The sequence below is a fragment of the Variovorax nivicola genome (assembly GCF_051216475.1).
GTDB lineage: Bacteria > Pseudomonadota > Gammaproteobacteria > Burkholderiales > Burkholderiaceae_C > Variovorax.
On record NZ_JBPJZK010000003.1, the window covers coordinates 205,852 to 224,646 of the forward strand.

General features: G+C 66.3%; 16 protein-coding genes. 7 read left to right on the top strand and 9 right to left on the bottom strand.

Annotated features, from left to right (window positions below):
- Positions 1-55: 55 nt before the first annotated feature.
- Complete coding sequence (locus ACSFBF_RS13640) at positions 56-424, top strand: hypothetical protein (protein WP_435467741.1); 369 nt, start codon at positions 56-58, stop codon at positions 422-424.
- A gap of 117 nt (positions 425-541) precedes the next feature.
- Here the strand turns inward: ACSFBF_RS13640 and ACSFBF_RS13645 are convergent, their stop codons facing one another.
- The 3 genes from ACSFBF_RS13645 to ACSFBF_RS13655 form a co-directional block, all read right to left on the bottom strand.
- Positions 542-934 carry a nuclear transport factor 2 family protein gene (locus tag ACSFBF_RS13645; protein WP_435467743.1) on the bottom strand — a complete coding sequence of 131 codons (393 nt, stop codon included), beginning with the start codon at positions 932-934 and terminating at the stop codon, positions 542-544.
- Between the two features lie 95 nt (positions 935-1,029).
- Complete coding sequence (locus ACSFBF_RS13650) at positions 1,030-2,580, bottom strand: amidase (RefSeq protein ID WP_435467745.1); 1,551 nt, start codon at positions 2,578-2,580, stop codon at positions 1,030-1,032.
- Positions 2,580-3,572, bottom strand: coding sequence for a Bug family tripartite tricarboxylate transporter substrate binding protein (locus ACSFBF_RS13655; protein WP_435467747.1), 993 nt, complete (start codon positions 3,570-3,572; stop codon positions 2,580-2,582). The genes ACSFBF_RS13650 and ACSFBF_RS13655 overlap by 1 nt, the downstream gene beginning before the upstream one ends.
- 162 nt (positions 3,573-3,734) lie before the next feature.
- Here ACSFBF_RS13655 and ACSFBF_RS13660 point away from each other — a divergent pair, with 162 nt between their 5' ends.
- Entirely contained in the window at positions 3,735-4,649 is a 915-nt protein-coding gene (locus ACSFBF_RS13660; RefSeq protein WP_435467749.1) for a LysR family transcriptional regulator, read from the top strand.
- A gap of 46 nt (positions 4,650-4,695) precedes the next feature.
- Here the strand turns inward: ACSFBF_RS13660 and ACSFBF_RS13665 are convergent, their stop codons facing one another.
- The 6 genes from ACSFBF_RS13665 to ACSFBF_RS13690 form a co-directional block, all read right to left on the bottom strand.
- A complete protein-coding gene (locus tag ACSFBF_RS13665; RefSeq protein WP_435467751.1) occupies positions 4,696-7,152 on the bottom strand; it encodes a GcvT family protein in 2,457 nt (818 codons plus the stop codon).
- A 33-nt stretch (positions 7,153-7,185) separates the two neighbouring features.
- Positions 7,186-8,052, bottom strand: coding sequence for a formyltetrahydrofolate deformylase (purU, locus tag ACSFBF_RS13670; RefSeq protein ID WP_435467754.1), 867 nt, complete (start codon positions 8,050-8,052; stop codon positions 7,186-7,188).
- Positions 8,053-8,064: 12 nt separating this feature from the next.
- Entirely contained in the window at positions 8,065-9,195 is a 1,131-nt protein-coding gene (locus tag ACSFBF_RS13675) for a 2-aminoethylphosphonate--pyruvate transaminase (protein WP_435467756.1), read from the bottom strand.
- A gap of 43 nt (positions 9,196-9,238) precedes the next feature.
- Positions 9,239-10,963 (bottom strand): putative 2-aminoethylphosphonate ABC transporter permease subunit, encoded by a 1,725-nt coding sequence (locus ACSFBF_RS13680; protein WP_435467758.1) that lies wholly within the window; start codon positions 10,961-10,963, stop codon positions 9,239-9,241.
- Positions 10,960-12,096 (bottom strand): putative 2-aminoethylphosphonate ABC transporter ATP-binding protein, encoded by a 1,137-nt coding sequence (locus ACSFBF_RS13685; RefSeq protein ID WP_435467760.1) that lies wholly within the window; start codon positions 12,094-12,096, stop codon positions 10,960-10,962. The genes ACSFBF_RS13680 and ACSFBF_RS13685 overlap by 4 nt, the downstream gene beginning before the upstream one ends.
- 77 nt (positions 12,097-12,173) lie before the next feature.
- Positions 12,174-13,214 carry a putative 2-aminoethylphosphonate ABC transporter substrate-binding protein gene (locus ACSFBF_RS13690; protein ID WP_435467762.1) on the bottom strand — a complete coding sequence of 347 codons (1,041 nt, stop codon included), beginning with the start codon at positions 13,212-13,214 and terminating at the stop codon, positions 12,174-12,176.
- Positions 13,215-13,376: 162 nt separating this feature from the next.
- On the opposite strand from ACSFBF_RS13690, the gene ACSFBF_RS13695 reads away from it, so the two are divergent.
- Genes ACSFBF_RS13695 through ACSFBF_RS13715 form a run of 5 tightly spaced genes read left to right on the top strand, consistent with a single transcriptional unit; the run spans position 13,377 to position 18,794 of the window.
- Positions 13,377-14,105 (top strand): phosphonate utilization associated transcriptional regulator, encoded by a 729-nt coding sequence (locus ACSFBF_RS13695; RefSeq protein WP_435467764.1) that lies wholly within the window; start codon positions 13,377-13,379, stop codon positions 14,103-14,105.
- Between the two features lies 1 nt (position 14,106).
- A complete protein-coding gene (gene phnA / locus ACSFBF_RS13700) occupies positions 14,107-15,333 on the top strand; it encodes a phosphonoacetate hydrolase (protein ID WP_435467766.1) in 1,227 nt (408 codons plus the stop codon).
- 13 nt (positions 15,334-15,346) lie between these two features.
- Positions 15,347-16,798 carry a phosphonoacetaldehyde dehydrogenase gene (gene phnY, locus ACSFBF_RS13705; protein WP_435467768.1) on the top strand — a complete coding sequence of 484 codons (1,452 nt, stop codon included), beginning with the start codon at positions 15,347-15,349 and terminating at the stop codon, positions 16,796-16,798.
- 17 nt (positions 16,799-16,815) lie between these two features.
- On the top strand, positions 16,816-17,382 hold the full coding sequence (locus tag ACSFBF_RS13710; protein WP_435468782.1) for a phosphonate degradation HD-domain oxygenase: 567 nt from the start codon (positions 16,816-16,818) through the stop codon (positions 17,380-17,382).
- Between the two features lie 23 nt (positions 17,383-17,405).
- Positions 17,406-18,794: an FAD-dependent oxidoreductase gene (locus ACSFBF_RS13715; RefSeq protein WP_435467770.1), complete on the top strand. Its 1,389-nt coding sequence runs from the start codon at positions 17,406-17,408 to the stop codon at positions 18,792-18,794.
- Position 18,795 lies beyond the last annotated feature (1 nt).

Below are 18,795 nucleotides of genomic sequence, written 5' to 3' on the forward strand. Positions count from 1 at the left end.
GCAATACCCCGCGCCGCTGAGGCAGCCATCACCGCTGAAGTTCCGGAGTCCGGCGATGCACTCGCAAACCGCCGTTGAAAGAGTCGCCATGCGGCGCGTGTTCCTGGTGCCCCCAGGTGCTCGCCCGGAGGATCCCGGCGTCGACTGCCTGCCCATGGACGAAGAGGTCTGGGAGCGCGGCTATACGCTCGTGATCGACGAAGTCAAGCGCGGCCTGCTGCAGGACTTCTGGAAGAACTACTATGGCGCCTCCGCCGAAATGGCGATGTCTGGCGACCGGCTGATGGAGTTCCGCAAGGACATCATGGCGATCACGCCGGACTGCCTGAGCGAGCCGACCGTGTTCCGCTTTCTCGTGCAGCTGACCCGCATGTGCGTTCGGGCGTACAGCGTGCAAGGCAGCCTGCAGGTCGTCGCTGAATAAAGGTACTCCCCCAGGCTTCGCGCACTTCGTGTCGCTTCGCCTTCCCCCTCGCCGGGGGCGACACCTGCGGCCCGGCAAAGCCGGTTCCGCGGTGTCTCGCGAATGGGCCGGGTGCAATCAGGATTGCGCGGCCTGAAGCTGCGCGGCCATCTTCTGGTGAATCAGGTTCACCGCCTTCAGGGGGCGCAGCATCACCTTGAACTCGGTGATCCTGCCTGCGTCGTTCCACTTCATCATGTCGACGCCGTTGATCTGGATGCCGTCCAGCTCCAGTGCAAATTCGAGCACGGCGTCGTTCGCCGACCGGAGCTCGCGCACATAGCGGAAGCTCTCGTTGAAGAAAACCTGGAACGCCGCGGCCAGGTACTTCTGCGTGATGGCTTTCCCGACCTGGGGCTTGTGCACCACCGGTGAGTGGAAGACGGCCTCGTCGTCCAGCAGGGCATCGAGCCCCGCCGCATCGCGTTCCTTGACGAGCCGGTGCCAGGTGGCGAGGGTGTCGATGGCCATGGTTCTCCTGAGGCTGTGAGTGAAGATGCCCGGCATTTGACGCACCCGCGTGCGACATGGCAAGGCTTCTCCCGCGCCTTGGCGACTCGACTCCCTCAGACAGCAGACACCGCGGCAGCGCCCGTACGGCGGCGGTCGAAGACCGGCGGCGTCTTGACGATCGAAGTCAGCGCGGGTTCGGCCATGCGCAACGAGGCCAGGTCGGGCCGCGGGCGGCGCAGTTGCGCGTGGGCCGAGAAGGCTTCTTCCATCGCCCGCGCCGCGCCCAGCACCTGGTGGTCGGCGCGAAAGCCGCCCACCACCTGCAGCCCGAAGGGCATGCCCGCATGGTCGAGTCCGCAGGGCAGCGAAATGGCAGGGTGCGTGGTCAGCGTGACAACGTAGGTCAGCGCCAGCCAGCGGTAGTAGTTGGCCTGCTGCTCGCCGTTGATGTGGCCGGCGTACAGCTGCGTCCACGGAAAGGGCGACACCGGCGTGGTGGGCGACAGCACCAGGTCGTAGTCGGCAAAGGTCGTCTGAAAGCGCTTGATGAGCCGCGTCTGCTCGGCCTGCGCCCAGGCGCTGTCGAGCAGGCTCATGCGCGCGCCCATCTCGTAGTTCGCGCGCGGGTTGGGCCCCAGGCTGGCGGGGTCGCGTTCGTAGGCCGCCTGCATGCCCGCCACGAAGGCCTCGGCGCGCAGCACGTCGAAGCAGCGGTGCGCCTCGCCCATGTCGAACTCGACCTTGTCGCAGCGGCGGAAGAGATGCCGCATGGCGTTGATCTTCTGGCGGAAGGTGGCGCGGATGCCGTCGTCCACGGCGCAGGTGCCGAAGTCTTCGGTCCACGCCACGCGCAGTCCGGCCAGGTCGACCTGCGCGGGCGCCAGAAAAGACATCGGGTCGAGCGGATAGCTCAGCGGGTCGCCCGCGTGCATGCCGGCGGATGCCGCCATCTGCAGGCAGGCGTCTTCCACAGTGCGGCCCATGGGGCCGACGACCGAAATGGGCGTCCAGCCCAATGGCTTGCGCACGCTGGGCACGATGCCCGGCGACGGCCGGAAGCCCACCACGCCGCACTTGGCCGCCGGAATGCGCAGCGAGCCGCCGGTGTCGGAGCCGGTGCACACGGGCAGCATGTCGCAGGCCAGCGCGGCAGCCGAGCCGCCCGAGGAACCGCCGGCATTCAGGTTCGGATTGAAGGGGTTGCCCGTGGCGCCCCACACGTCGTTGCGCGAGTTGGCGCCCGCGCCCATCTCGGGCACGTTGGTCTTGCCCGCCACGATGGCGCCCGCGCGGCGCAGGCGGGCCACCAGCTCGATGTCTTCCGTGGGCACGTGGTCGCGGTAGATCGCCGAGCCCCAGGTCGTGAGCAGGCCTTCGGTGGGCTCCAGGTCTTTCACGCCCAGCGGCAGGCCGTGCAGCAGCCCGAGGGTGTCACCGCGCATCACGGCGCTTTCGGCCACCACGGCTTCGGCACGGGCGCGCTCGAAGCAGGTTGCGGTCACTGCGTTGACGAACGGGTTCACGCGCTCGATTTGCGCGATGCACGCTTCAAGGAGGTCGACGGGCGAGATGGCCTTGCTGCCGATGAGGTGGCGCAGTTCAACGGCGGATTTTTCGACGAGCTCGGTGCTGGTGTCGCGGGATGTGTTGTTCGTTGGGTTCATCAGTCGGCTGTGATGTTTGCGCGTGCCGCAACGGCGCGCATCAAGGGCAGTTCGCGGCTGATCAGCTCACTCGACGCGGCACTGCTGCTGAACGCCGGCTCCATTCCCTGGCCCAGCAGCTTGGTACGCGTTTCGGGGTCGGCGATGGTCGTGGCCAGCGCCTTCTCGAGCCTGGCTCTCACGTCGGCGGGCACGCCCTTCGGGGCGGCGATCATCAGCCACGAGTCGATGTCGACGTCGGCATAGCCGCTCTCGGCGAAGGTGGGCACGTCGGGCAGCAGGGCGGAGCGCTTCGCAGTCGTCAGCGCAATGGCCTTGATCTTTCCGCTCTTGAGCTGCGGGATCGCCGCGCTCACCGTGTCGATGCTGAACGGAATCTGGCCGCCCATCAGGTCGGTCATTGCGGGCGCGCTGCCCTTGTAGGGTATGTGCGTCATCTTCAGGCCGGTGGCATGCAGGACGGTTTCGCCGGCGAACTGCGCGGTGGTGCCGGTGCCGAAGGAGCCGTACGAATACTTGCCCGGCGAAGCCTTCACGTAGTCGACGAATTGCTTCACCGTCTGCACCGGCACCTCGCTGTTCGCCAGCAGGATCAGCGCGACGCGACCCGCGATGCCGATGGGGTCGAAGCTCTTCACCGGGTCGTAGGGCAGGGTGGCGCGGATCGCGGGGTTGACGGTGAACGTCGAGCCCGAGCTGATCAGCAGCGTGTAGCCGTCGGGCGCGGCCTTCGACACATAGCTTGCGCCGACCACCGTGCCGGCGCCCGCGCGGTTCTCGATGATGACGGGCTGGCCGAGCTCCTTGCCCAGCCGCTGCGCGAGCACGCGCCCGTTGACGTCCGTCGCACCCCCCGGCGGGAACGGAATGACCAGCGTGATCGGGCGCGAGGGAAAGTCCGCCGCTGCGGCGGCAAGCGTGGTCAGCGGAACGACGCCAAGTGCGAGGCCACATACCAGTGCCATGCGCGCCATGAGCGGGAGACGGTTCATCGGGAACTCCTGGATTTCGACGGGGATTTCGATGGGGATTGGGAGAGGGCGGGCTCATCCTAGGATCGTCATGCTGGTGTCACAAGCGCAATGTTTAGAATTCTGCGTTGCCGAATCGGCAATCCATGCAATCCGTCTCAGGCCACGCCACAGGAGAAATTCATGCAGCTTCGTGCCTTGCAGGAGACTGCGGTGCGCTACTTTCTCGAGGTGGTGAAAACCGGCTCCGTGAAGGAGGCAGCGCTCAAGCTCAACGTGGCGCCCTCGGCGGTGAGCCGGCAGGTGGCGCGGCTGGAGCGCGAACTCGACACCCTGCTGTTCGAGCGCCATGCGCGCGGCATGGTGCCCAATGCCGCAGGCGAGCTGCTGGCGGCGCACGCCAAGCGGGCGCAACAAGACATCGAGCGGGTCACCAACGACATTGCCGGCCTGCGCGGCCTGCGCAGCGGGCATGTGCGCGTGGCGAGCACCGAGGGCTTTGCCTTCGACTTCATTCCCAGGCTGATCGCGGACTTCCGCCGCAAGCACGCGGGCATCCGCTTTCACCTGGAGGTTTGCTCGCAGGGAGATATTTCCAGGCGGGTGCGCGACGGCGAAGCCGACGTGGGCATCACTTTGAGTGCCGTGCCCGAGCCCGGCATCGAGATCGAACTGCGGCACCCCAGCCCCATCCTGGCCGTGATGGCCGTGGACCACCCGCTGGCGCAGCAACGGCAGCTTTCGCTGCGCCAGGTGGTGGCGTACCCGCTGGGGCTGCCGCAGGAAGACAGCTCCATACGGCGCCTGCTCGATGCCAGCTGCTCCCGGCAAGGGCTGCGCTACGAGCTGGCCATGTCCAGCAACCACGCGAACGCGCTGCTGAGCTTTGCAGCCGCTGGCGGCGGCAGCATCGCCTTTTACGGCCCGCTGTCGATACGCACGCTGCTGCAGAGCAAGGCGCTGGTCGCCCTCCCCGTGAAAGACCGCGAAATGAACGAGCGGCACCTGGAGATAGAGACCATGGCGGGCCGCTCGCTGCCCGATGCCGCGAAAGCCTTCGTGCGGCATCTGGTGGAGGCCGTCAAGGCCAGCGGATAGGCCTTGGGGTTGCGCCGCCTTCAGAGGGGCATCAGGCTGGTCTCAGCTATCCGCGCCGTTCGAGCGCAGCCTTGATGAGCGAGGGGTAAGGCGGGCGCGATTGTGGTGTGGCTGCAAAGCGTTGGTCGGCGATGTCGATTTCGTACTCGCCGTGCATTGCCTCTTCCCTCGTCAGTGGCTCGGCGCTGCGTACGTAGCCCATCACCACCATCCGCTCCAGTACCGCGCTGTAAGCCGTGGAGGTCAGCTCGCCGACGGCCTTGCCGTTGCGCAGGATCGGTTCGCCACCCCATGCGAAGGCCTGTGGGTCGTCCAGCGTGAACATCATCAGCCGCTTGGAGAGCCGTTCGGGTGTGATCTTCGCGAGCGCGGCCTGTCCGATGAAGGCGACCGGCTTGTCAAGCTGGACCGCGAATTCCAGGCCTGCCTCGAACGGGTTTTCGTCCGGTCCAAGTTCGAGGCCGAAGGCTCGGCGCCCGGCCTCGATGCGCAAGGCGTCGATCGTGTAGTAGCCGCCGTCGCGCAGGCCCAGGTCGGCGCCCGCGTCGAACAGCGTGTCGTACACATGCACCGCCATTTCAGTCGGGATATACAGCTCCCATCCCGGACCGCCGACGTACGAGACCTTGGCCGCGAGTGCGCGCGCGTAGCCGACATCGATCTCGATCACTGCCGACTGCGGGAATGCCTCCTTGCCCAGGTCCTGCGGCGTGACCCGGGACAGCAGCTGCTGTGCCTTCGGGCCGGTCACCGTGAGGGTGCAGTAGCTGGAGGTCACGTCCGTCACTGTCACATGCTCGTGCGCATGCAGGTGGCGCCTGATGTGGCCGATGTCGCGGCAGGGCTGAGCGGAGCCGGTGATGATCAGGAAGCAGTCTGCCGCCAGCCGCATCACCGTGAGGTCGCTCTCGAAGCCGCCGCGTTCGTTGAGCAGCGCGGTGTAGACCATGCTTCCAGGCCGGATCGCCACATCGTTGGCGCACAGGCGCTGCAGCAGCAGCTCGGCGTCGCGGCCCTGCACCATCAGCTTGCCGAACGAGGTCTGGTCGAAGACGACCACGTCTCGCCGTACTGCCATCTGCTCTTCGATGCAGGCATCCAGCCAGTCGGGGCGACCGAAGCCGTAGCGGGCATGCGCCTCTTGCCCCGGCAATGCGAACCAGCTCGCGCGCTCCCATCCCAGCTTGCTGCCGAAGGCGGCACCCTTGGCCTTGAGCCGGTCGTACAGCGGCGAGCGGCGCAGCGGCCGTCCGGACTCCAGCTCGTGGCGCGGCCAGCGCATTGCGTAGTGCAGCCCGAGCGCTTCCACCGTGCGGTCCTTCAGCCAGCGCTTGTTGCTGTTGAAGGGCGCGAAGCGGCGGATGTCCACGTCGAGCAGGTCGGCCGGCGCAGCGCCGCCGACGATCCATTCGGCGATCAGCTTGCCCGCGCCGCCCGCGTTGGCGATGCCGGCCGAGTTGAAGCCGGCGGCCACGAAATAGCCGCGCACCTCGGGCGCTTCGCCGAGGATGAAGTTGCCGTCCGGCGTGAAGCTCTCGGGGCCGTTCAGGAACAGCTTGATCTCGGTGGTCTCCAGTGCCGGCGTGCGGTGCACCGCTTCGTCGAGCAGGATCTGGAACTGGTCCATGTCGTCCGGCAGCAGCTGGAACTCGAACTTCGGCGGAATGCCGTCCATGCCCCAGGGCTTGGCCACCGGCTCGAAGCCGCCCATCACCAGACCGCCGACTTCTTCCTTGTAGTAGATGTAGCCGTCGGGGTCGCGCAGCACCGGCAGGTCCCGGTGGACGCCTTCGATCTCCTTGGTGACCAGGTAGAAGTGCTCGGCCGAGTGCAGCGGGATGTTGACGCCCGACATCTTGCCCAGCTCGCGCGCCCATTGGCCGGCGCAGTTGAGAAAACTCTCGCAGCGCACCGTGCCCTGGCTGGTCTCGACGCCGACGATGCGGCCGTTCTCGATGATCGTGCCGGTGATCTGCACGCCCTCGAAAATTTTCGCGCCGCGATTGCGCGCGCCCTTGGCCAGCGACTGCGTGAGGTCGGTCGGGTTCGCCTTGCCGTCGCCGGGCAGCCAGACGGCGCCTACGAGATCGTCGATGCGCATCAGCGGCCACAACTCCAGCGCTTCGGCCGGCGTGATGAACTCGGCCTCGATGCCGAAGCTGCGGGCCGTGGCGATGGTCCGTCTCAACAGCGTCATGCGCTCGGGCGTGCGCGCAACCGTGATGCTGCCGCACTGCTTCCAGCCGGTGGCCAGGCCCGTCTCGGCTTCGAGCGAGGCATACAGGTCGATGCCGTAGCGGCTCATCTTCGTCATGCTGCGGTTCGCGCGCAGCTGGCCGACCAGCCCGGCGGCATGCCAGGTCGTGCCGCAGGTGAGCTGGCCTTGTTCGAGCACGATCACGTCGGTGCAGCCGAGCTGGGTGAGGTGGTAGGCCGCGCTGCAGCCGGCAATGCCGCCGCCCGCGATGATGACCTGCGCATGGGAGGGAAGTGGCGTCGCCATGATGTGTCGGAGGACTCGTTGGTTGATGGAGGGTTACTTGAAGACCACCGTCTTGTTGCGATGGACCAGGATCCGGTCTTCCAGGTGCAGGCGCACGCTGCGCGACAGCACGCTCTTTTCGATGTCCTTGCCGAGCCGCACCATTTCTTCGATCGAGTTGCCGTGGTCGATGTCGATCACGCCCTGGTCGATGATCGGGCCGGCGTCGAGCTCGGCCGTCACGTAGTGGCTGGTTGCGCCGGTCATCTTCACGCCGCGCTCGAAGGCCTGGTGATAGGGCTTGCCGCCGACGAAGGCCGGCAGGAAGCTGTGGTGGATATTGATGATGCGGTTGCGCAGGCGATGGGTCATGTCGTCCGACAGCACCTGCATGTAGCGCGCGAGCACCATGAAGTCGCCGCTGAACTCGCGGAACAGCCGCTCCACTTCGGCATAGGCCTGCGTCTTGGTGTCGGGCGTCACCGGCACGTGGAAGAACGGGATGCCGTGCCATTCGACGAAGGAGCGCAGGTCGTTGTGATTGGAGATCACGCACGGAATTTCGCAGTGCAAGTCCTTGTTGCGCCAGCGGTGCAGCAGGTCGTTCAGGCAGTGGTCGAGCTTGCTCACCAGCACCAACATGCGTTTCTTCACCGAGCTGTCGGAAACGCTCCACTCCATGTCGAACTGCTTCGCGATCGGCGCGAAGCGTTCGCGCAGTTCGTCCAGATAGAAGGGCAGCGTGTCGGCCTGGATCTCCACCCGCATGTAGAAGCGGTTGTGCAGCGCGTCACCGTGCTGTGCGGCCTGGGTGATCAGGCCGCCGTGACTCGCGATGAAGCTGCCTACGCCCGCCACGATGCCCGTGCGGTCCGGGCAGGTGAGGGTGAGGATGTATCGGCGTGGCGTTTCGTCGCTCATTGCCATGCCCCTTCAGGCGGCAACGGGCGCGGTGACGCGCCTGATGCCCATGGCCTTGAGTGTCTCGCCGATGGCGGCCACGGCGCCCGGAATGCCCGCCTCGCCGAAATGCCCCATGCAGCCGACGCGGAAGGTTTCCACCTGCGTGAGCTTGCCGGGGTAGAGGATGTAGCCGCGCTTCTTCACCTCCTGGTAGAAGGTCTTGAAGTCGTAGTTGGCATCGTCGGGCGCGTGGAAGGTGACGATGATCGGCGCCTGGATGGCGGGATCGAGAAAGCTCCGGAAGCCCAGCGTCGCCAATCCGTCGATGAGCGCCTTGCAGTTGCGCGCATAGCGCCCGCCACGCGCCGCCAGGCCGCCTTCCTCGATGTACTGCGCAATGGCGGTGTCGAGCGCGGCGACCACATGCGTGGGCGGCGTGAAGCGCCACTGCGTGGTTTTCTCCATGTACACCCACTGGTCGTACAGGTCCATGCTCAGCGAGTGGCAGTTGCCTTCGCACTTCTCGAGCGTGCTGCGCCTGATGACGACGAAGCCCATGCCCGGAACGCCTTCGAGGCATTTGCCCGAAGCGGCGACGACCGCATCGAATGGCGTCTTGCGCGCATCGATCTCCAGCGCGCCGAAGGAGCTCATGGCGTCGATGATCAGTCCGCGGCCGTGCTTGGCGACGACCACCGCGATCTCGTGCAGGGGGTTGAGCACGCCGGCGCCGGTTTCGCAGTGCACCACCGCGACATGGGTGATGCCTGGGTCGGCCGCGAGCGCCCGGTCAACGTCGGCCGGCGAGACCTGCTTTTCTTCCGTGTAGTCGATGGTGGTCAGCTTGCGGCCGAGCACCTTGCAGATCTTGGCGAGCCGCTGGCAGTACGCGCCATTGCTCGGCACCAGCACGTGGCCGTTGCGTGGCACGACGGTGCCGATGGCCGCTTCCACCGAGAAGGTGCCGCTGCCCTGCAGAGGAACGCACTCGTGGGTGCCGGTGCCGTGCACGATCTCCAGCACATGCTTGCGGATGCGCGCGGTGATCTGGTTGAAGTCGGCGTCCCACGATCCCCAGTCGCGCAGCATCGCCTGGCGCGTGCGGTCCGAAGTGGTCAGGGGGCCGGGCGTGAGAAGAATGGGGTAGGGGGCTTGACTCATGATGTCTCCAGGCAGGAAAAGGAATGAGAAAGGGGGCCGCCGTTCAACCGCGGCTCAGGTTGCGCCAGGCCTGCGTGCGCGACAGCAGCACGCGCGTGAGCAGCGAATAGGCGATGCACACGATGGTCGAGGTGACGACGATCAGGCTGGCCAGCGCCGCGGCCGGGCCGATGTCGCCGGCGTCGTCCAGATGCATGATCGCGACCGAGGCCAGGATGGTCTCCGGCGTGTAGAGAAAGATGGCGCACGACAGGCTGGCCATCGACACCACGAAGAAGTAGCGCCCGATGTCCAGGATCGCCGGCAGGCACACCGGCACCGTCACCCGCAGGAAGGTTTTGAAGAACGGCACCTTGAGCGAGGCCGACACGGCTTCGAATTCGTTGTCGATCTGCTTGAGCGCCGTCACGGCCGTGAGATGGCTCGAGGTGTAGTAGTGCACCACCATCGAGATGATCAGGATTGCCATCGTCTGGTAGAGAAAGTTCAGCGGGTTGGCCGGATGGTTGAAGAACATCACGTAGCCCAGCCCGAGCACAAGGCCCGGCACCGCCATCGACAGCACTGCCATCAGGTGCATGCCCTTGCGCATCAGGCCGAGGTTGCGCGTCTTCTCGATCAGGTAGGCGCCCACGAACACGATCAGCGAGCCGGCCACGGCAGTGGCCATGGCAACGATCAGGCTGTTGCCGTAGGCCGCGGCCATGTCGCTTTCGACCAGCACGAAGTGGTAGTGCTTGAGCGTGAGCGAAAGGTCGTAGGGCCACAGCGAGATCAGCGAGGTGTAGATCGCCATGCCGATGGTGGCCAGCAGCAGCCCGCACACCACCGCGCAGAACAGCATCAGCAGCGGATCGGCGAGCTTGCGGCGCTTGGGGCTGTAGGGCACCGAGCGGGCCGTGAGCTGCGCCTTCAGCTTGCGCCGCACCACGTAGTCGATCACGAAGGAAATGATCGATGGAAGCAGCAGCAGCATGCCCACCACCGCGCCGATGGAGAAGTTGTGCTGCCCGACCACCTGCTTGAACACATCGACCGACAGCACGTTGAAGTTGCCGCCGATCACCTTGGGCGCGCCGAAGTCGCTCACCACGTAGGTGAAGACCACGGTCGCCGCGCTGATGAGGCCGTACTTGCACGAAGGCAGCGTGATGGTCATGAACTGGCGCAACGGTCGCGTGCGCAGCGCGGTGGCCGCCTCGTACAGCCGGCCGTCGGCGAGCGACAGCGCGGTGACCAGGATCATCAGCGCGTGCGGAAAGGTGTTGTAGACCTCAGCCAGGATGATGCCGGGCGCGCCGTAGATCGACGTGCCGCCCAGCAGGAACTTGAGAGCACCCTGGTTGCCGAACCACTGCACGAACGAAATGGCCGACAGCAGCGAGGGCGCCAGCAGCGGAATCAGCGCGATGAGGCGGAACACCGCCTTGAGCGGCGCCGGCATGCAACTGCGCGTGAGCGCATAGGCGAAGACGAAGGCGGTGGGCACCGAGATCATCACCACGGCCGCCGAGACCCACACCGAATTCCACGCCGCGCGCAGCAGGCTCGGCGTCTGGAAGTAGGTGATGAAGTGGGCGAGGCCGACGAAGCGGCCGTCCTTGTCCTGCACCGCATGGGCCAGGATGGTCGCCAGCGGTGCGATCAGGAACACGAAGAGCATCGCCATCACCACGAACAGGATGACCCGGGCGATGGTCTCGTCGCGGCTCCAGCGCATGGCCGGTCGCGCGGCGAACGAAGGACGAGGGTGTGCCAGCGTGTTCATGGCTTCGGGCTGCGTGCGGAGAAGGCGCGGATGCGGTTGGCGCGCAGCGCGATGTCGATGGTGTTGCCTTCGCGGATGTCGAGGTCGTGCAGCTGGTTGAGCGAGAAGTGCAGGCCGAGCGTTTGTCCGTGCAGCGCATCGGCCGTCACTTCGGCGATGCACAGGCCGCCGAGAAACTCGACCTTGGTGACCAGCGCCTGCAGGCGGTTGGCCGTGTCGTCACCCAGATGCTCGACTGCGCGGTCTTCGGGGCGCAGGTAGAGGTTGACGGCTTCGCCGGGCTCGAAGGCGCCGTCGCAGGCGTCGCACTGCAGCTCCATGTCGCCGACCTTGAAGCGGTGGTTGCCCAGCGCCACCGCGCGCAGCACATTGACCTTGCCGACGAAGTCGGCCACGAAGGGCGTGGCCGGCTGTTCGTAGACTTCCATCGGCGTGCCGACCTGCTCGATCACGCCGTGGTTCATGACCACGATGCGGTCGGCCATCGACAGCGCTTCTTCCTGGTCGTGCGTGACCATGATGGTCGTGATGCCGACCTGCTTCTGCAGCCGGCGGATTTCGCCGCGCAGGCGGATGCGCTCCAGCGCATCGAGCGCCGACAACGGCTCGTCGAGCAGCAGCAGGCCGGGGCGCGTGGCGAGCGCGCGGGCCAGTGCCACGCGCTGCTGCTGGCCGCCTGAAAGCTGGCTCGGGTATTTGTTGCCCGAGGTCGGCAGGCCGACGAGCTTCAGCAACTCCTCGACTCGCACCTTGACCTCACCACGCTTGGTGCGACTGTTGACCAGCCCGTAGCCGATGTTCTCGGCAATCGACAGGTTGGGAAAGAGCGCATACGACTGAAACACGATGCCGTAGTCGCGCCGGTCCGGCGGCAGCCACGAGACGTCCTTGCCGTTCTGCAGGATCTGCCCGGCGGTCTGCGTTTCCAGCCCCGCGATGATGCGCAGCAGCGTGGTCTTGCCGCAGCCCGAGGGGCCAAGAAAACACAGCATCTCGCCCGGGTTCACGCGCAGGTGCACGTCGCGCAGCGCGCTGAAGGATTCGAAGTCCTTGCGAACGCCGACGATCTCGAGCGCTGCGGGAGCGCTCGCAGGCACCGGGCTGGCAATGAACTTGGTGTCGGTCATATCCATTTTTCGCACTCGTCGTTGGCGGGCGTCACCAGTGCGGCAGCGCCCGCGGATTGAAAGTCGTCGGGAATGCCGTCCGCCTACTTGGGTTCGGCCTTGCCTTCGTAGCGCTTGCTCCATTCCGCGAGGATGCGTTCGCGGTTCTTCGCTGCCCAGTTGATGTCGTTCTTGGCCAGCAGCTTTTCGTAGTTGTCCGGAATGCCTTCGAGCTTCGAGGCCACGCCGGGGTAGGCCACCACCGCCCACCATGTGGAGGTGATCTGGTTGGCCTCCTTGCTGGCCATCCAGTCGGCGAAGCGTTTGGCCTGTTCCGTCTTCTTGCTCGTCTTCATGATGCTGGTGGCCTCGATGTCCCAGCCCAGGCCTTCCTTCGGAAAGATCAGGTCGACCGGCGCACCCGACTTCTTGACCTGGTGCGCGCGGAACTCGAACGAGATGCCGATCGGGAACTCGCCCGCGCCGGCCTGCTTGCAGGGCTTGGAGCCCGAGTGCACGTACTGCGCGATGTTCTGGTGCAGCGCGTCCATGTACTTCCAGCCTTCGGCGTCGCCCATGTTCTGCAGCCAGGAAGACACGTCGAGATAACCGGTGCCGCTGGAGGCCGGGTGCGGCATCGAGATGGTGCCCTTGTAGACGGGCTTGGCCAGGTCCTTCCAGCTCTCGGGCTTGGGCAGGCCGAGCTTCTGGGCTTCGATGCGGTTGAAGCAGATGGTTGCGGCCCAGACGTCCATGCCGACCCAGGCCGGCGGGCGGGCGGTGTCGGAGTAGGCGGGGTTCAGGTCCTTGAAGCCCTTGGGCTCGTAGGGCAGGAGCATGCCTTCCTGCTGCAGCAGCGCGAGGCTGCTGGCGGCCAGGCCGGCCACCACGTCGGCCTGCGGGTTGGCTTTTTCGGCCAGCAGCTTGGCGGTGACGATGCCAGTGGAGTCGCGCACCCACTTCACTTCGATGTCGGGGTTGGCTTTTTCGAAGGCGTCCTTGTAGAGCTTCATGGCGTCGGTCTCGAGCGCCGTATAGACCAGGAGCGGAGTCTTCTGCGCCCAGGCGGCGCCGCCGGCCATGAGGCCTAGCGCCGCAACGCACAGGGCCGCCGTGAGACGGCGCGTGCTTTGTTTCATCGTCATCTGTTTCTCCTGAAGTGGCTTGCTGTCACAGGGGGGGGTGAGTGAGTGGCGGGCTCCGGCGCGTGGCGTTCCAAGGTCCGGTGAACGCAATGTAGATTGCTGATTGAAGACTGTCAATAAAAAATTGTTGACAGTTTTCAATCCTCGGGGAAAATACGCCCCATGGTCACCACCAATCACTCCGCCGCCCTCGCGTTTCTCCAGTCCAGCTCGTTGCCGATGCTGATGCAGGAAGAAATCGAGCGTTTGATCATGACCGGCGAGCTCCCCGTGGGCAGCCGCATCAACGAGAGCGAACTCTCGCAGCGCTTCAACACCAGCCGCGGCCCGATCCGCGAGGCGTTGCGTGCGCTGGAAGAGGCCGGCCTCGTGCGCAACGAAAAGAACCGCGGCGTCTTCGTGCGCGAGATCGCATTCGAGGAAGCCGACGAGATCTACGAACTGCGCGAGGCGCTGGAAGAAATCATCGGCCGGCGCGTGGCGCTCGCCATCAAGCCCGACGCAGTCGAGCGCCTGCGCGCCATGCTCGATGCAATGCGCTCGGCAGCCCAGGCGCAGGACGTGGAGCAGTACGCGCAGCTCAACCTGCAGTTCCACGAGATCCTGCTCGACACGGCCGGCAGCAAGAAGCTCACCGAAACCTACAAGCGCCTGGTCAAGGAGCTGCACCTTTTCAGAATGCGCGCGCTCGACAGCGGCGGCGGCCTGCGCGTGTCGGCCGACGAGCACCGCGACATCGTCGACGCCATAGCCAGCGGCAACCCCGACACGGCAGGGCGCGCGCTGCGCCAGCACGTTGCCGGCAGCCGCGCGCGCATGCACAAGGCCTTCGGCCGCGCCGATTCCGACGCGGCGACCGCATCGAACAACCCACTCCAAAAGGAAGTCTGAAATGACACCGGAGACACTCGAAGTCAATGCCCGCAGCTACCGCTGGATGAGCCGCCCCGTCGTGGTGGTGTGCGTCGACGGCTGCGAGCCTGCGTATCTGGACGCCGCCATCGCAGCCGGCGTGGCCCCGTACATCGAGCGCATGCGCAAGAGCGGAGCCGACCTGCTGGCCGACTGCGTGGTGCCCTCCTTCACCAACCCGAACAACCTGTCGATCGTGACCGGTGCGCCGCCCGCCGTGCACGGCATCTGCGGCAACTACTTCTTCGACCGCGAGCTCGGCCAGGAAGTCATGATGAACGACCCCAAGTACCTGCGCGCGGGCACCGTGCTCGCGGCCTTCGCCGATGCGGGCGCTTCGCTCGCGGTGGTCACCGCCAAGGACAAGCTGCGCAAGCTGCTGGGCCACCGCATGAAGGGCATCTGCTTCTCGTCCGAGAAGGCCGACCAGGCCACTCTGGAAGAGAACGGCATCGACGCCGTGGTCGAGATGGTCGGCATGCCCGTGCCCTCGGTGTACAGCGCCGAGCTCTCGGAGTTCGTCTTCGCCGCCGGCGTCAAGCTGATGGAATCACGCCGCCCCGACCTGATGTATCTGTCGACCACCGACTACGTGCAGCACAAGGCCGCGCCCGGCAGCCCCGCGGCCAACGCCTTCTACGCCATGATGGACGGCTACCTCGCGCAGCTCGATGCGCTGGGCGCCACCATCGTGCTCACGGCCGACCACGGCATGAACGACAAGCACGACGCGGACGGCGCGCCCAAGGTCATCTACCTGCAGGACGTGCTCGACGATTGGTACGGCACCGGCCAGGCCCGCGTGATCCTGCCGATCACCGACCCGTACGTGGTGCACCACGGTGCGCTGGGCTCCTTCGCCACCGTGTACGCGCCCGACGAGGCCCGCGTGCCGGGCTGGATCGACCGCATCCAGCGCCTGCCGGGCATGGAGCTGGTGCTCTCGCGCAAGGACGCGGCCGCGCGCTTCGAGCTGCCGCCCGACCGCATCGGCGACATCGTGGTGGTGAGCGAGCAGAGCACGGTCATCGGCACCTCGGCCAGCCGGCATGACCTGTCGGCGCTGGAAGTGCCGCTGCGCTCGCACGGCGGGGTGTCGGAGCAGCGCGTGCCGCTGATCTGCAACCGGCCCGTCACCGGCATTGCCGCTGGCCGCCGGCTGCGCAACTTCGATGCGCTCGACCTCGCGCTGAACCACGCCCAGTAAACCCGGAGTTCCCATGAGCCAAGCCATGTCGTTGAAGCCAGGCACCGTCCACAAGGAAGCGCTGCGCATCGCCGGAGAGAAAGTCTGGCGCGACCGCACGATCGAAGTCACCTACCCCTACACCGGCGAAGTGATCGCCACCGTGCCCAAGGCCACGCTGGAAGACGTGCGGGTGGCCTACAAGATCGCGCGCGACTACAAGCCCACCCTCACGCGCTACGAGCGCTACAAGATCCTGATGCGCGCGGGCGAACTCATCGCCTCGCGCCTGGACGAGATCTCGCGCGTGATCACGATGGAGTCGGGCCTGTGCCGCAAGGACTCGCTGTACGAGGTGGGCCGCGCTTCCGACGTGCTGCTGTTCGCGGCCAACCAGGCGCTGGTGGACGACGGCCAGGTGTTCTCGTGCGACCTCACGCACCACGGCAAGAGCCGCAAGGTCTATACGCTGCGCGAGCCGCTGCAGGGCGTGGTCACGGCAATCACGCCGTTCAACCATCCGCTGAACCAGGTGATCCACAAGGTGGCGCCGTCCATTGCCACTAACAACCGCCTGGTGCTCAAGCCCAGCGAGAAGACGCCGCTGACGGCCTTCATCCTGGCCGACATCCTGTACGAGGCGGGCCTGCCGCCGCCGATGCTGTCGGTGATCACGGGTGATCCGCGCGAGATTGCCGACGAGATGCTCACGAATGCGGACGTCGATCTGGTCACCTTCACGGGGGGCGTGGCCATCGGCAAGTACATCGCGGGCAAGGCGGTGTACAAGCGCCAGATCCTGGAGCTGGGGGGCAACGACCCGATCATCGTGATGGAAGATGCCGACGTCGAAGAGGCCGCGACGCTGGCGGCCAGCGGCTCGTACAAGAACTCGGGCCAGCGCTGCACGGCGATCAAGCGCATGCTGGTGCACGAGGCGGTGGCGGACCGGTTCGTGGAGCTGCTGGTGGCCAAGACGCGGGCGCTGAAGTACGGCGACCCGATGGACCCGGCCACGGACATGGGCACGGTGATCGACGAGGCGGCTGCGATCCAGTTCGAGGCGGTGGTCAACGAGGCCATCAAGGCTGGCGCGAAGCTGCTGTACGGCAATGTGCGTAGCGGTGCGCTGTACTCGCCCACGGTGCTCGACCATGTCGAGCCGGGAATGACGGTCGCGAAGCACGAGACCTTCGGGCCGGTGTCGCCGGTGATCCGCTTCAAGACCATCGAGGAGGCGATCCGCATTTCCAACGGCACGGCCTACGGGCTGTCTTCGTCGGTGTGCACGAACCGCATGGACTACATCACGCGCTTCATCCGCGAGCTGAACGTGGGCAGCGTCAACGTGCGCGAGGTGCCGGGCTACCGCCTGGAGCTCACGCCCTTCGGCGGCATCAAGGACTCGGGCCTGGGGTACAAGGAAGGCGTGCTCGAGGCCATGAAGAGCTTTACCAACACCAAGACTTATTCGCTGCCGTGGTAGCCGCAGCACCGCTCGCTGTGCCGCTGGACGTGGCGGGCATCGTCGCCCTGTTCGAGGCCCAGGGCCACGCGCAGTACGACGGTGAACCCGTCACGCAGCTCCAGCACGCGCTGCAGTCCGCGCACTTGGCCGAGCAGGCCGGTGCATCCAGCGAACTCATCACCGCCAGCCTGCTGCACGACCTGGGCCACCTGCTGCACGACATGGGCGGCACGCCCACGCAGCAAGGCCTGGACGACCTGCACCAGTACCGCAGCCGTGCCTTCCTGAAGCACCTGTTCGGCCCGGCCACGCTCGACCCGATCCGGCTGCACGTGGACGCCAAGCGTTTTCTGTGCGCGCGCGAGCCGGGGTATCTCGAGGCGCTGTCGGCCGATTCGCAGCGCAGCCTGGTGCTGCAGGGCGGTGTGTTCGACGAAGCGCAGGCAAGGCAGTTCGAGGCGCTGCCGCATGCGCTCGACGCGGTGCGCCTGCGCCGCTGGGACGACAGCGCCAAGTGCGCCGATGCGATGACGCCCGACCTGATGCACTACGCGCGGCACATGGTGCTCGCGTCGAGGCAGGCTGCCACGCAGCAGCCATAACCTGAAACCGAGAGCCTTCCGACATGCGCCCCTTCTGGATCGAACAGGCCCTCTTCAACGACGGCGACCTCGCACCTGCACTGCAGGGCGCGCAGCGCGCCGACGTCTGCATCGTCGGTGGCGGCTTTACCGGGCTGTGGACCGCCATTCAGGCGAAGCAGCGCAACCCGGCGCTCGACATCGCCATTGTCGAGAGCGATCTCTGCGGCTCCGGCGCGAGCGGGCGCAACGGCGGCTGCCTGCTGACATGGTCGACCAAGTTCTTCACACTGCGCCGGCTGTTCGGCGAAGCCGAGGCCATCCGCCTCGTCAGGGCCTCGGAAGATGCGGTGCAACACATCGCCGACTTCTGCCGCGCGCAAGGTATCGATGCCGAGCTGCGGCAGGACGGCACGCTGTACACCGCAACCTCGCAGGCCCAGGTCGGCGCGCTCGACCCTGTGATGAAGGGGCTGGAGGACTGCGGCATTCATTCCTACCGCACGCTGCCGCCCGAAGAAGTCGCACGCCGCACAGGCTCCGTGCGCAACCTGGCAGGCGTGTATTCGCCCATCGCCGCGACCGTGCATCCGGGCAAGCTGGTGCGCGGGCTGCGGCGCGTGGCGCTGCGCATGGGCATCCGCATCTACGAGCGCAGCCCGATGATCGACTTCACGCAAGGCCATCCGGTCACGGTGCGCACGCCGGCCGGCAGCATCGAGGCGCCAAAACTGGTGCTTGCGATGAACGCGTGGATGGCCAGCGCCTTGCCTCAGTTCGAGCGCACGATCGCCATCGTGTCGAGCGACATGGTCATCACGGAAAAATGCCCCGAGCTGCTGCGCGCAACGGGGCTCGTCGATGGCGTCTCGGTGCTCGATTCGCGCACCTTCGTCTATTACTACCGCACCACTGTGGACGGCCGCCTGATGCTGGGCAAGGGCGGCAACACCTTCGCTTGGGGCGGGCGTATCGCGCCGGTGTTCGACCAGCGCTCGCCGTACGAGGCAGAGCTCACGCGTGCGCTGCATGGCTTCTTTCCTTCGCTGCGCGACGTGCCCGTGACCGCGAGCTGGAATGGGCCGTCGGACCGCTCCGTGACCGGCTTCCCATTCTTCGGCAGGCTGAACGGCGCGCCGCACATCTACTATGGCTTCGGCTATTCGGGCAACGGTGTGGGGCCGACCTACATGGGTGGGCAAATCCTTTCATCGCTGCTGCTGGACGAGGACAACGCCTGGACGCGCAGCCCGATCATCCAGGGGCCGCTGGGGCAGTTTCCGCCGGAGCCGATCCGCTACATCGGCTCCATCGTCGTGCGCGACGCGATCCGCCGCAAGGAAGCGGCCGAGGACCTCGACAGCCGGCCTTGGATGGTCGACCGGCTGCTGAGCAAGTTTGCCGACGCGGCGGGCAAGTCGGACAAAGGCTGAG